Here is a 13097-nt window from a genome sequence, read left to right as displayed (position 1 = left end):
GGCACCGGTGGTTTGTTAACGCCTTGTTTCCGAAGGTATCGAGTTGATTAGCGTCGAGCCAGAGCCTAAAAGGCCTGCTCACGGCTTTGATTCGCCTGTGTCTCGCGTATTGGCGGCCCGATTTGCCCTGAGCTGCGTGTGACGGCGGTCGCAGTTCTCCGGTAATTACGTCTAGTTCTGGCAAAACTTGACGGATGTCCACCCGACGCGACCTGGTCCTCGCCGCCGTCCGCGAGGCCGGCCGGATCAGCCGCGCCGACCTCACCCGGCGCACCGGCATGGCCCGGATGACCGTCAACCGGGTCGTCACCGAACTGTTCGACGCCGGCCTGCTCGCCGAGGAACACGCGGTCGCCGACGGCGCCCGGGCCGGACGGCCGGCCCGGTCACTGACCCTCGGCCCGGCGGCGGGTGGGGTGGTGGGCGCGCTGGTCACCACCGACGGCGTACGGGTGGCGGCGGCCGACCTCACCGGCACGATCCGCACCGAACGCTACGACCCGGACACCGGCCTCGACACGCTCGCCGCCCTGATCGCCGAGTGCGAGGCCGAGACGGGCGGCCGGACCTGGGCGACCGTCGCCGGCTTCGCCACCCCGCCGGACGGCGACCCGCGACAGCACCTCGGCCGCCGGATCATCGTGCGGACGGTCGCCGAGCTGAGCCTTCTCGGCGAGGTCGGATACGGGGCCGCCGCCGGCCGGCCCGACGTCTGCTACCTGCGCATCGGCACCGGCATCGACTGCGGCCTGCTCCTCGGCGGCGTCCTGCACCACGGGGCCAGCGGCGCCGCCGGGCAGATCGGGCACGTGCAGATGGACGAGATCGGGCCGTTCTGCCGCTGCGGCCACCGCGGCTGCCTGGAGACCATCGCCTCCACCCCGGCCATCCTCGCCGCCGTCGGCACCCCCTACGGCGGCGTCGTCACCGCCGGGCAACCCCGGATCACCGCCGCCCGGGCCCTCGAACTCGCCCGGCACGACGCCGCCGCCGAACGGGTCCTCGCCGACGCCGGGCACATGATCGGGCGGGTCGTCGCGGACCTCGCCAACACGATCAATCCCGGACTCGTGGTGCTCGACGGGCCCCTCGTCGAAGCGGACGGGCCGATCGTCGCCGCGGTGCGGGAGACGGTTGCCTGGTACGCCCAGCCCGAAGTCGCCGCGGCCACCGGCATCGTCACCGGGACGCTCGGGGCCCGGGCCGGGCTGCTGGGGGCGCTGTTCGCCGGGTTGCGGGCCACTCCGGGCGGGCGCGGTGGGCGTACGCCAAGCCGGTCCGTCGTCTCCTCCGGACCGCCCTCGCTCATATCGCCTTCCTCGTCTTCCTCGTTTGTTTCGCCCTCCTCGCCCTCCTCGCCCTCCTCGCCCTCCTCGCCTCTTTCACCTGCCTCGCCTGCCTCGTCTCCTTCGCCTGCCTCGCCTGCCTCGTCTTCCTTGCTTTCTTTTCCTGGCTCGTCTTTCTTGCCGGGGGCCGTTTCGGGCGTCGGCTCGCCGGTCTCGCCGGGGGCCCGGGAGCGGGCCGCGCGCCGGGAGGCCCTCGTCGAGGCGTTGCACGAGCGCGGCCCGATCGCCCGCAGCGACCTGGTGAAGGTGACCCAGCTGCCGCGGCCGGCCGTCGCCGAACTGCTCGCCGGGCTGGTCCATGACGGGATCGCCGAGCGGTGCGCCCCGGCCGAGGTCCGGCCCGGCCGCCCGTCGCCCTACTTCCGCCTGGTCACGCCGTCGGCGCTGCTGGTCGGCATCGAGATCGGGGCGTTCGGGATCCGGGTGGCCGCCGCGGACGGCGCCGGTCAGGTCCGCTACACCGGATTCCTGCCGTCGGCGCTGCCAGGCGACTCCCGGCCGCTGCTGCGGACCGCCGCCGAGTACGCCCGGGACGTGCTGCGCGAGAACGGCGACCGGATCGGCCCGGACACCCGGTTCGCGGCGAGCGTGCCCGCCCCGGTGCACCCGGTCACCGGCGGGTTCGGTGAGCGCAGTGTTCTCCCGATGTTCTCCGGATACGTCCCGGGCGACGACATGGCGGCGGTCCTCGGCCGCCCGGTCCAGGTGATCAACAACGGTCATCTGGCGGCTCTGGCCGAGTCCCGGCGGGGTGCCGCCCGAGGTGCCCGGGACGTGGTCTACCTGAGCGCCGACCAGTACGCCGGGGCCGGACTGGTGGCCGGCGGCCGGATGTATCCCGGCGCCATCGGGTACGCCGGCGAGATCGGCCACCTCACCGTCCGGGAGGTCGGCCCGTTCTGCGCCTGCGGCCGCCGGGGCTGCCTCACCCCGTTCCTCTCACCGGCCTACTTCACCGCCCTGCACGACCACCGTCCGGGCGAGGGCCCGCCCACCGAGGAGCGCCTGCTCGCCCTGGCCGGGGCCGGTGACCGGCCGGTCCAGCGGGCCCTGCGCGACGCCGGGCGGCTGATCGGGCGGACCGTCACCCCGCTGGTCACCGTCTTCAACCCGGCGGTGGTGGTGGTCGGCGGCCGGTTCACCGAACCCGGCCCGTTCGTGGTCGACGGCATCCGCGAATCTCTGCTGCGGCACTGCTCCCCGGCCGCGTCGTCGGCGCTCACCGTGGTCCCGGCCGCTCTGGGCCGCGACGCCGAGGTGCTCGGAGCCATCGAGTCGCTGCTCTGAGCCGGCGTTTGTGCCGTTGCTCGGTCTGGCGTTCGCGCCGGTGTTCGGGCTGGTGCTCGGGCCGGTGTTCGCGCCGGTGTTTGGGCTGGTGGCCGGGCCGGTGTTTGTGCCGGTGTGCCCGGGGCAGTCCGGAGACATGGCCACTTCTGAGCAGGAACAGCGCGACAAGGTCAAGGCGATGGTGTCGGACGCGAGGATCGCGATGCTGACCACGATGACCGAGGACGGCAAGCACGTCAGCCGGCCGATGGCGGTACAGGACGTGGAGTTCGACGGAGACCTGTGGTTCTTCACCTACGCCGACTCCGACCTGGTCCAGCAGATCACCGTGCATCCCCAGGTCAACGTGGCGTTCAGCGACACGAAGCACCACAACTGGATCTCGGTCTCCGGCGTGGCGGCCCGGGTCGACGACCCGGCGAAGGCGAAGGAGCTGTGGAATCCGTTCCTCAAGGCGTGGTTCCCGGACGGCCTGGAGACCCCGAACCTCACCCTGGTCAAGGTGGACGCGGAGACCGCCGAGTACTGGGAGGCCGCGCACAGCTCCAAGGTCGTCACCCTGCTGGGCTACGCCAAGGCCGCCGTTACCGGAAAGACGCCAGACGCTGGCGAGAACGAAACCGTCAGGCTCTAGCGGCTGTTTCGGCAGGGGGCTGGGCTGCGGCGTGGCCCAGCCGCCGTCTGGCCGCACGGCACGAACACCCGGATACAACACCGGTATCCGGGCGCCCGCGCCGCACACCCAGACGACACCTGGACCTCGCCTCGCTCCTGCCCCCTGCCGAAACAGCCGCTAGTAGGCCGAGTTCGGGCTGGTTCGGGGCGGCGGCTACAGTTCGGGTGCGGCCCGCCCCGGGCCCCGGCAACGCAGCCGACGAAGATCGTCAACCTGGGGCCTGACGGGCTATCCGCATCTCGCTACCCGATCCAGGGGGAACAAAAATGCGTATCGGCGTGCTCACCGGTGGCGGCGACTGCCCCGGTCTCAACGCGGTCATCCGTGCCGTCGTCCGTAAGGGCGTGTCCGCTTACGGTCACGAGTTCGTCGGCTTCCGGGACGGCTGGAAGGGCCCGCTCGAGGGTCTGACCAAGCCGCTCGGCATCGCTGAGGTCCGCGGCATCCTGCCGCGCGGCGGCACCATCCTCGGCTCCTCGCGCACCAACCCGTTCAAGATCGAGGGTGGCGTCGAGAAGATCAAGGCGAACCTGGCCGAGCAGGGCGTCGACGCGCTCGTCGCGATCGGCGGCGAGGACACCCTCGGTGTCGCCACCAAGCTGGCCGAGCTGGGCGTCAACGTCGTCGGCGTGCCGAAGACGATCGACAACGACCTCAACGGCACCGACTACACCTTCGGCTTCGACACCGCGGTCAACATCGCGATGGAGGCCATCGACCGGCTGCACACCACCGCCGAGTCGCACCACCGCACCCTCGTCGTCGAGGTCATGGGCCGCCACGCCGGCTGGATCGCGCTGCACGCCGGCCTCGCCGGTGGCGCCAACGTCATCCTGCTGCCCGAGCGCCAGTTCGACGTCGAGCAGGTCGCGACGTACGTGACCAAGCGTTTCCAGGTCGAGTACGCCCCGATCGTCGTCGTCGCCGAGGGCGCCCAGCCGCTCGACGGCCAGATGGTGCTGCACAACCAGGAGAAGGACAGCTTCGGCCACGTCCGCCTCGGTGGCATCGGCCAGTGGCTCGCCGAGCAGCTCGAGGAGAAGACCGGCAAGGAGGCCCGCACGGTCGTCCTCGGTCACATCCAGCGTGGTGGCACCCCCACCGCGTTCGACCGGGTCCTCTCCACCCGCTTCGGCCTGCAGGCCATCGACGCCGTCCACGAGGGCGACTTCGGCAAGATGGTGGCCCTGAAGGGCACCGACGTGGTCCGGATCCCGCTGATCGAGGGCACCGGCGAGCTGAAGACCGTTCCGATCGAGCGGTACGAAGAGGCTGAAGTCTTCTTCGGCAGCTGACAGTTCTAACGTCGAAGGCGTCGCCCCCGTCCGCGGGGTCGGCGCCTTCCGTCGTTCCCGTCCCTCCTGCCCGCCCTTGCCCGTCCCTCCTGCCCGCCCCTGCCCGTCCCTCCTGCCCGCCCCTGCTTTCCTTGCCGTCCCTGCCCTCCTCGCTGCCACCACCCTCCTCGCCGTTCCGCTTTCCTCCGCGTTTGCATTCTTGCCGCTTTTAGCCCTTTTTCGGTAAGGAGTTTGTTTTGTCCGAGCAGACCGTCGCGATCATCGGGGCCGGCAAGATGGGCGAACTGGTCCTCGCGGGCCTGATCCGTTCCGGACATCCCGCCGATCGGGTGCTGGCCACCGCGCGCCGCCCCGACCGGGCCGCCGAACTGACCGAGCGGCACGGCGTGACAGTGGTGACCAACATCGAGGCCGCGACCCGTGCCGACGTCCTGGCGATCGGCGTCAAACCGCTGGACGCCGGGAAGGTTCTCGACGAGATCAGCTCCAGCGTCACACCCGGCAAACTGATCGTGTCGCTCTGCGCCGGCCTGCCCACCTCGTTCTTCGCAAACCGTCTGCCCGAGGGCACCCCGGTGATCCGGGTGATGACCAATACCCCGGCGATGGTCGGCCACGCGATGAGCGCCATCTCCCCGGGTGACCACGCCACCGACGAGCACGTGGCGATCGCCGACGATCTCTTCAAGCCGTTGGGCGCGACGGTCCGGGTGCCGGAGTACCAGCAGGACGCCGTCACCGCGGTGTCCGGCTCCGGCCCGGCCTACTTCTACCTGGTGGTGGAGGCGATGATCGAGGCCGGCGTGCTGCTCGGTCTTCCGCGCCAGACCGCCCGCGAGCTGGCGGTCCAGACCGCTGTGGGTTCCGCTCTGATGCTCCGCGACTCCGGCGGCCATCCGGCCGAACTCCGTGAGGCGGTGACCTCCCCGGCCGGCACCACCGCCGCCGCCCTGCGCGAGCTGGAGAGGAACGGCCTCCGTACCGCGTTCTCGGACGCCCTCTCCGCAGCCCACTCCCGAGCCCAGCAGATCGCCGCCCAGGCGAAGTAGCCCGCGCTTCAGGGCGGTGGCCCGGCCCGCGCTTCAGGGCGGTGGCCCCGGCCCGAGTCGCGGGGTGGTGGCCTCGGGCCGCGTCGCGGGGTGGTGGGCCCGGCCCGCGACGCGGGGTGGTGGCTCCGGCCTGCGCCGCGCGCCCGGGTGGTTCAGTACCAGATGGCTATCCGGCTGCCCTCGTCCTCCTCGGGAGGGCTCGGATGGCTCAGGGCGGTGCCGGTGGCGACCCGGTGGGCGGTCCACGCCACCGCCGCCGCGTCCAGGATGTCGTCGGGCGGGGCCTGGCCCGCCGGGCCCAGTCTGTCCGGCAGGACGATGCCGTTGCGGGCCAGGAGTTCGCGGCGGCGGGCCTGGCCGCTCCACGTCTTCTTCGCGTGCGGCAGCGGCTCGCCGGCCATGGTCCGGAACGACACCTCCGGATGCGCCTCGAACAGCAGGCCGGGGTGCCGCTCCCAGATGGCGTTGGCCTCCAGCAGCTTGGGGCGCAGCGCCCACGACTGGCGGCTGAGCCCGGCACCGGTGAGTTCGCGGCAGAGCCGGTTGGCGGACGCGAAGTCGGTCTCCTGCCAGACGGCACGGGGCGGCACCCGGAAGACGCTGGCGCGGCGCGGGCCGAGCTGGTCGGCGGCGAGGGTGTCGGCGGCACGCCAGCGGTCGGGGAGCATGCCGAGCGGGATGTCGACGCCGATGACGGCGGCGCCCGAGCTGCCGGCGACGATCTCGTAGAGGGTGGCGGCGAGGACGGCCCGGCCGAAGACGCCGTCGCGGAGTTCGACGCCGACCCAGCCGAGCGCGTACGCGTCGACGCCGATGACGTGGATGCTCATCGGTCCACCTCCGCTGTGCTGCGGCGGCCCGATGAGTACCTCACTGCACCTGATGATTCGCTCGCAAGCTCGCTCATTGGCGCGGCAGCAGCTTCTCGATCGTGGCCAGCAGGTCGGTGTCGTCCGGCGTGGTGCCGGGGCCGAACCGCGCGGCGACCGTGCCGTCCGGGGCGACCACGAACTTCTCGAAGTTCCACTGGATGTCGTCGCCGTCGCCGACCAGCTCCCGGTAGAGGGGGTGCCGGCCGGGCCCGTTGACGTCGACCTTCTCGGTCACCGGGAAGGTGACCCCGTAGCTGGTCCGGCAGAAGTCCTGGATCTCGGCGGCGGTGCCGGGCTCCTGGTCGCCGAACTGGTTGCACGGCACCCCGAGCACGACGAACCCGCGATCACGGTGTCGTTCCCAGAGGTTCTGCAACTCGGCGTACTGCGGGGTCAGGCCGCAGCGTGAGGCCACATTGACCACCAGGACGACCGATCCGCGGTAACGGTCCAATTCGGTCGCGCCGCCGGTGAGGGCGCCAATGTTGACGTCGAAGATGGTCATGACGGAAGACTACTGGGTGTATCCGCTCGATTGCACCCTGTCGAGCGGTCCAGTGGTGTCGCCGCCGGTCAATTTTTAACTGTGTTCACCTCGCTTGACTGTTGTTAATCGATGTGACTACCGTCTCTGTCATCCCTCTCTTTGGAAAGTTTCCTAACGGTTGAGGAGACCCCCAGTGCAAAGAACCGCCCGCCGGGCGATCGTCGTCGGCACCGCCATGATCGCGGGCGGCCTCGCCGTCCCGGCCATGTCCGCGTCGGCAGCCGCCGCCTGTGCCCCCGCATGGAGCGCGACCGCCGTCTACGTCAAGGACAACGTCGCCTCCCAGAACGGCAAGAACTACACCGCCAAGTGGTGGACCCAGAACGAGTCCCCGGCCGCCAACAGCACCGAATGGGCCGTGTGGAAGGACAGTGGCGCCTGCGGTGGCAGCGACCCGACCACTCCGCCGACCACGCCCCCCACCACCCCGCCCACGACACCGCCGACCACGCCGCCCACCACGGGTGACAAGTGGGTCGTCGGCTACTTCGCCGAGTGGGGCGTCTACCAGCGCAACTACCACGCGAAGAACATCGACACCTCCGGCTCGGCGTCCAAGCTCACCCACATCCTGTACGCGTTCGCCAACACCACCGGCGGCCGCTGCAGCATCGGTGACTCCTACGCCGACTACGAGAAGGCGTACACCGCCGCGGAGAGCGTCGACGGCGTCGCGGACACCTGGGACCAGCCGCTGCGTGGCTCGTTCAACCAGCTCCGCAAGCTGAAGAAGAAGTACCCGCACCTCAAGGTGATCTACTCGGTCGGTGGCTGGACCTGGTCCGGCGGCTTCACCCAGGCCGCGGCGAACCCCACCGCCTTCGCCGAGAGCTGCTACAACCTGGTCGAGGACCCCCGCTGGGCCGACGTCTTCGACGGCATCGACATCGACTGGGAGTACCCGAACGCCTGTGGCCTCAGCTGTGACGCCAGCGGCCCGGCCGCGTACGCCAACGTCATCTCGGCGCTGCGCACCAGGTTCGGCAGCAACAACCTGATCACCTCGGCGATCACCGCCGACGGCAGCAACGGCGGCAAGCTCGACGTGGCCGACTACGCCACCGGCATCGCGAAGCTCGACAAGGTCTTCCCGATGACGTACGACTACTTCGGCGCCTTCGCCGCGCAGGGCCCGACCGCCCCGCACTCGCCGCTGAACTCCTACACCGGCATCCCGCAGGCCGGCTTCAACTCCGACGCGGCGATCCAGAAGCTGAAGAGCAAGGGCGTCCCGGCCAGCAAGATCCTGCTCGGCATCGGCTTCTACGGCCGCGGCTGGACCGGTGTCTCCCAGGCCGCCCCGGGTGGCAGCGCGAGCGGCGCGGCCACCGGCACCTACGAGCCCGGCATCGAGGACTACAAGGTCCTCAAGACCAAGTGCCCGGCCACCGGTACGGTCGGCGGAACCGCCTACGCGTACTGCGGCAACAACTGGTGGAGCTACGACACCCCGTCGACGATCGCCGGCAAGATGACCTACGCCAAGAACCAGGGTCTCGGCGGAGCGTTCTTCTGGGAACTGTCCGGTGACACCACCAACGGCGAGCTGATCACCGCCATCAAGGGCAACCTGTAATCACTGATTGAGAAGAGGGGCACCGGCCGCGAGGCGGGTGCCCCTCTTCCGTAGGCTTTCCGGTATGCGCCGAGAGTGGCATCAGCTCAGTCATCCCGGGGTGAACAACCCGGCTCTGCAGACCTCCCGCCCGTCGACGGACTCCGCCGAGGACGAGGCACTGGGTCTCGACCACTGGCGCGGCCTGCCGCGCCTGCAGATGCCACCGTGGCCGGACATGGCCGAGGTCGCCGAAGTCTGCAAGGTCCTCGACAACGTGCCGTCGATCGTCGCGCCCTACGAGGTCGACCAGCTCCGGCACCGGCTCGCCGAGGTCTGCGAGGGCCGCGCCTTCCTGCTCCAGGGCGGTGACTGCGCCGAGACGTTCGCCGACAACACCGAGAGCCACCTGCTCGCCAACGCGCGCACCCTGCTGCAGATGGCGGTCGTGCTCACCTACGGCGCGTCGATGCCGGTGGTGAAGGTGGCCCGCGTCGCCGGGCAGTACACGAAGCCCCGCTCGTCGCCGACCGACTCGCTCGGCCTCCCCGCGTACCGGGGCGACCTGATCAACTCGCTGGACGCCGACGCGACCGCCCGCGTCGCCGACCCGCAGCGGATGATCCGGGCCTACGCCAACTCGGCCGCCGCGATGAACATGCTCCGGGCGTATCTTTCGGGTGGTCTCGCCGATCTGCACGGCCTGCACGACTGGAACAAGGACTTCGTCCGCGCCTCCCCGGCCGGCGAGCGTTACGAAGCCATCGCCCGCGAGATCGACCGCGCGCTCGACTTCATCCGCGCCTGCGGCATGACCGACAGCGAGGCCCTGCGCACGGTCAGCCTCTACTGCTCCCACGAGGCCCTGGCCCTGGAGTACGACCGGGCACTCACCCGCGTCTCGGACGGCCGTGCCTACGGACTGAGCGGCCACTTCCTGTGGATCGGCGAGCGCACCCGCCAGCTCGACCACGCGCACATCGACTTCATCAGCCGCATCGCCAACCCGATCGGCGTCAAGATCGGCCCCGGCACGTCGCCGGAGACCGCCATCGAGCTGTGCGAGAAGCTGAACCCGGAGAACATCCCGGGCCGGCTCACCCTGATCAGCCGGATGGGCAACGGCAAGGTCCGCGACGTGCTGCCGTCGATCGTGGAGAAGGTGCACGCCACCGGCGCCAAGGTCGTCTGGCAGTGCGACCCGATGCACGGCAACACCCACGAGTCGTCGAACGGGTACAAGACCCGCCACTTCGACCGGGTTGTCGACGAGGTGCTCGGCTACTTCGAGGTGCACCGCGGCCTGGGCACCCACCCCGGCGGCATCCACGTCGAGCTGACCGGTGAGGACGTCACCGAGTGCCTCGGCGGCGCCCAGGGCATCGAGGACCTCGACCTGCCGGGCCGCTACGAGACCGCCTGCGACCCGCGGCTGAACACCCAGCAGAGCCTGGAACTCGCGTTCCTGGTGGCGGAGATGCTCCGTGGCTGACCTGCGGTCGGACACCGTCACCCGGCCGACCGCCGGGATGCGTGAGGCGATGGCCAAAGCAGCCGTCGGCGACGACGTCTTCGGTGACGACCCGACGGTCAACGCGCTCGAGGCCCACGTGGCGGGTCTCTTCGGGCACGAGGCGGCGCTCTTCGCCCCGTCCGGCACGATGGCCAACCAGATCGCGCTGCAGCTCGTCGTCCCGCCCGGCGGCGAGCTGCTGGCCGGCGCCGACGCCCACGTCGTCACCTACGAGGTGGGCGCCGCCGCGATGCTGGGTGGCATCTCCACCCGCACCTGGCAGCCGGACGGCGCCGCCATCGACGTCGAGGTGATCGCCGGGATGATCCGCCCGGCCGGTTACCCCTCGGTGCCGACCGCGGCGATCGCCGTCGAGCAGACCCACAACCTGGGTGGCGGCGGGGTCGTCCCGCTCGCCACCATCAAGCACCTGCGGGCCGTCGCCGACAAACACGCGATCGCCCTGCACTGCGACGGCGCCCGGATCTGGCACGCACACATCGCCGACGGGGTGACCCTCGCCGAGTACGGCGCTCTTTTCGACACCCTCTCCGTCTGCCTCTCCAAAGGACTCGGCGCTCCGGTCGGTTCCCTGATCGTCGGCAGCCGGGAGAAGATCGCCAGGGCCCGGGTGATCCGCAAGCGGCTGGGCGGCGGCATGCGCCAGGTGGGCATCCTGGCCGCGGCCGGCCGTTACGCCCTGGACCACCAGCTCCAGCGTCTGACCGAGGACCACGAGCGGGCCCGCATCATCGCCGAGGCCCTGGCCCCGTTCGGCGTGATCGACCCGGAGCGGGTCCGCACCAACCTGGTCCCCCTGGACTTGTCAAAACACGACCTGGACGCGCCGACCCTGGCAGCCCGGGCCGCGGAACGCGGCGTCCTGATAGCCGCGATGCTCCCGCAGACCGCCCGCCTGGTAACCCACCTGGACCTGGACGACGAGGCCATGGACCAGGCCATCGAGGTACTCAGCGACCTGCTGAACACCTGAACACCTGATCGCCGAACACCTGAACACTGAGCCGAAACCGCGCCCGCGCCCGCGGCCGACGACCGCCCACGGGCCTCTGAGGCGTGTTTCAGCGGCGGCGGCGATGGCCGCGGGTGGGCGCGGGTAACGGCGTGATGTCCCGGCCGTGTACAGGCCTCGGCAGACCGCCCAAGGCCTGTTCCAGCGCCGGCAACACGACGGCACCGGTTGGTTCAGGAGTCAGACCGACCCGGAAGAGCACCCACCCAGCCTCGCAATTGGTCTGTGGTCGGTAGGGCAGGTTTTCGTCGCGCGGACGCCCAGGTCGGAGGCGTGCCCAGGTGCGGCGTTGCGGTGGAGTTTTCCCTGGTGGCGGCCTTGGGTGCGGTGGCCGCCACCGTCGGGGATGGTGCCGAGTTTCTTTGATGGCGACGTGGATCAGGTCGCCGGGTGTCGGATGTTCGTAGCGGCGGATCGGCTCGGCAGTGGTTCTGTCGAGGTGGGACAGACGGGCGGCGCCAGCGCGGCGCAGGTGCAGGACCTTGCGTTCGATCGTGCGGGGTGTGCGTTTCGTGCCGGTGTGTGGCCGGCTGGACCGGTCGGCCACGCCCCTCACGCCTTGCGCCCGGTAGCTGTCGATAGCGCCCGGTAGCGGTCGGCCCAGCGTTTTGCGGTGGTCGGGCTGACCGCAACGGCCGCGTTCAGCCAGCGAGGCTTGACGTGGGGCATGGAGGACCTTCAGGGCGAAACGGAACTCTCGACAAGCTCCATCTCGCCTGGAGGTCCTCACCTATTCCTGGAACGCCGCCGTGTCACCAACGTCCGTGGTCGGAACAAGTAGAGCCAGAAGGTACCGACGCTGATCGTGACCGCCGCTCACGCGGGATCAGGAATGCATCCCGAGCAAGGCCGGCGAGGACTCCCACCGCAGGGCCAGAGGCTTCGGAGGCGGACGACCACCCGCCTTCGGCAAGGATCTCTACCGGCCTCGTCCCGGCCTACCCCGACCAGCCTCTGGCCGACGGCTGCGCGGCCCGCTCGAGCGCGTCGGCGGGAACGTCTCGGTGACTCGTTTCTGCTGCTTCTTGCGTTGGGCCCGGCCGAAGGCGCGATGGGCCGGCGCGTTGGGCCCGGCCGAAGGCGATGGGCCGACGTCGGATATCGCCCGGCGCTGAGGCCAGATTGCGCGTGACAGGACTCTTCTATGCGGCGACCGATCCGCCTTCGCCGCCGTCGTGGGGGTGGGGCTTGAGGGCTGGGCGGTCGGTGACGGCTCGGACGAAGCCCCGGATGATCGGGTGTGGGTCGGTGCCGTCGCCGGACAGCTCCGGCTGGAAGAGCGTGGCCAAGTAGAACGGGTGGTCCGGCAGCTCGGCGGCCCGGACCGCGCCGCTCTGGTCCCGGCCGGTGAACCGCATGCCGTGCTCGGTGAGCAGGTCCAGATGCGACTCCGACAGGCCATAGGAACAGCGGTAGCGCTCCACCGTCCGGGAGGCCCCCAGCAGCCGCTCGATCAGCGACCCGAACGTCAGGTCGACAGCCGCCTCGTGCCCGGCGAGCGAACAGGACAGCTCGACGATCAGGTCGTTCTCCTCGCTCTCCTCCTCGTGCGGATCGTCAGCGGCATACTCCGCGTGCTGGGCGTTGCCGAAACCGCACACGTCGCGGGCGAACTCCAGCATGGCGTGCTGGAAACCGCCGCACGTGCCCAGGAACGGAATGCCCTCGGTGCGGGCCACCCGGGCCGCGGTGATCCCGCCCTCGGCGTCGCGGTAGGGACTGCCGGGCACCAGCCAGATCCCGTCGAACCCGCGCAGCGAGTCGGGATCACGGGCGGCCGGCGTCGGGATCCAGTAGACGTCGAGGTCTGCCTCCTCCCGGAGGACGTCGAGCACGGCGGGAATGCGGAGATGGGCCCGGACCGACGGTGACCGGTCTCCGACCAGGGCGATTCTCTTCATGGATCCACTCTCCCGCCGGAGTG

Annotated in this window: 10 protein-coding genes; 7 read left to right on the top strand and 3 right to left on the bottom strand. The window is 70.5% G+C overall.

Features of this window, described 5'->3' with window-relative positions; all coding sequences use genetic code 11:
* Positions 1 to 194: 194 nt before the first annotated feature.
* The 4 genes from Aco03nite_RS06560 (at position 195) to proC (ending at position 5653) form a co-directional block, all read left to right on the top strand.
* Positions 195 to 2633, top strand: a complete 2439-nt coding sequence (locus Aco03nite_RS06560) for an ROK family transcriptional regulator (RefSeq protein ID WP_203793850.1) — start codon at positions 195 to 197, stop codon at positions 2631 to 2633.
* Positions 2634 to 2643: 10 nt separating this feature from the next.
* Positions 2644 to 3267, top strand: coding sequence for a pyridoxamine 5'-phosphate oxidase family protein (locus Aco03nite_RS06555; protein ID WP_239144957.1), 624 nt, complete (start codon positions 2644 to 2646; stop codon positions 3265 to 3267).
* Between the two features lie 308 nt (positions 3268 to 3575).
* Positions 3576 to 4604: a 6-phosphofructokinase gene (locus Aco03nite_RS06550; RefSeq protein WP_203793849.1), complete on the top strand. Its 1029-nt coding sequence runs from the start codon at positions 3576 to 3578 to the stop codon at positions 4602 to 4604.
* Positions 4605 to 4840: 236 nt separating this feature from the next.
* The gene (gene proC / locus Aco03nite_RS06545; RefSeq protein ID WP_203793848.1) at positions 4841 to 5653 is read left to right on the top strand and encodes a pyrroline-5-carboxylate reductase; all 813 of its coding nucleotides are present in this window, start codon (positions 4841 to 4843) and stop codon (positions 5651 to 5653) included.
* Positions 5654 to 5805: 152 nt separating this feature from the next.
* Here proC and Aco03nite_RS06540 read toward each other — a convergent pair whose 3' ends face one another.
* Both Aco03nite_RS06540 and Aco03nite_RS06535 read right to left on the bottom strand, forming a co-directional pair.
* Positions 5806 to 6483 carry a DUF429 domain-containing protein gene (locus Aco03nite_RS06540; RefSeq protein ID WP_203793847.1) on the bottom strand — a complete coding sequence of 226 codons (678 nt, stop codon included), beginning with the start codon at positions 6481 to 6483 and terminating at the stop codon, positions 5806 to 5808.
* Between the two features lie 73 nt (positions 6484 to 6556).
* Positions 6557 to 7030: a glutathione peroxidase gene (locus Aco03nite_RS06535; RefSeq protein WP_203793846.1), complete on the bottom strand. Its 474-nt coding sequence runs from the start codon at positions 7028 to 7030 to the stop codon at positions 6557 to 6559.
* Between the two features lie 175 nt (positions 7031 to 7205).
* Between Aco03nite_RS06535 and Aco03nite_RS06530 the strand changes: the two genes are divergently transcribed.
* The 3 genes from Aco03nite_RS06530 (at position 7206) to Aco03nite_RS06520 (ending at position 11134) form a co-directional block, all read left to right on the top strand.
* Positions 7206 to 8648 (top strand): glycosyl hydrolase family 18 protein, encoded by a 1443-nt coding sequence (locus tag Aco03nite_RS06530; protein WP_203793845.1) that lies wholly within the window; start codon positions 7206 to 7208, stop codon positions 8646 to 8648.
* A gap of 64 nt (positions 8649 to 8712) precedes the next feature.
* Positions 8713 to 10119: a class II 3-deoxy-7-phosphoheptulonate synthase gene (locus Aco03nite_RS06525; protein WP_203793844.1), complete on the top strand. Its 1407-nt coding sequence runs from the start codon at positions 8713 to 8715 to the stop codon at positions 10117 to 10119.
* Positions 10112 to 11134: a threonine aldolase family protein gene (locus tag Aco03nite_RS06520; RefSeq protein ID WP_203793843.1), complete on the top strand. Its 1023-nt coding sequence runs from the start codon at positions 10112 to 10114 to the stop codon at positions 11132 to 11134. Before Aco03nite_RS06525 ends, Aco03nite_RS06520 begins: the two co-directional genes overlap by 8 nt.
* Positions 11135 to 12315: 1181 nt before the next feature.
* Here the strand turns inward: Aco03nite_RS06520 and Aco03nite_RS06510 are convergent.
* The gene (locus Aco03nite_RS06510) at positions 12316 to 13074 is read right to left on the bottom strand and encodes a CTP synthase C-terminal region-related (seleno)protein (RefSeq protein WP_203793841.1); all 759 of its coding nucleotides are present in this window, start codon (positions 13072 to 13074) and stop codon (positions 12316 to 12318) included.
* Between the last annotated feature and the right edge of the window lie 23 nt (positions 13075 to 13097).

The organism is Actinoplanes couchii, from assembly GCF_016862075.1.
GTDB classification, from domain to species: domain Bacteria; phylum Actinomycetota; class Actinomycetes; order Mycobacteriales; family Micromonosporaceae; genus Actinoplanes; species Actinoplanes couchii.
Note: the sequence above shows the minus strand (reverse complement) of the source record. Positions and strands in the feature narration are given on the sequence as shown.

Bases quoted from the DNA above. Each gene is read 5' to 3' on its own strand.
- Aco03nite_RS06560 (WP_203793850.1), top strand. From the start codon at position 195: ATGTCCACCCGACGCGACCTGGTCCTCGCCGCCGTCCGCGAGGCCGGC.
- Aco03nite_RS06525 (WP_203793844.1), top strand. From the start codon at position 8,713: ATGCGCCGAGAGTGGCATCAGCTCAGTCATCCCGGGGTGAACAACCCG.
- Aco03nite_RS06540 (WP_203793847.1), bottom strand. From the start codon at position 6,483: ATGAGCATCCACGTCATCGGCGTCGACGCGTACGCGCTCGGCTGGGTC.
- Aco03nite_RS06550 (WP_203793849.1), top strand. From the start codon at position 3,576: ATGCGTATCGGCGTGCTCACCGGTGGCGGCGACTGCCCCGGTCTCAAC.
- Aco03nite_RS06535 (WP_203793846.1), bottom strand. From the start codon at position 7,030: ATGACCATCTTCGACGTCAACATTGGCGCCCTCACCGGCGGCGCGACC.
- Aco03nite_RS06510 (WP_203793841.1), bottom strand. From the start codon at position 13,074: ATGAAGAGAATCGCCCTGGTCGGAGACCGGTCACCGTCGGTCCGGGCC.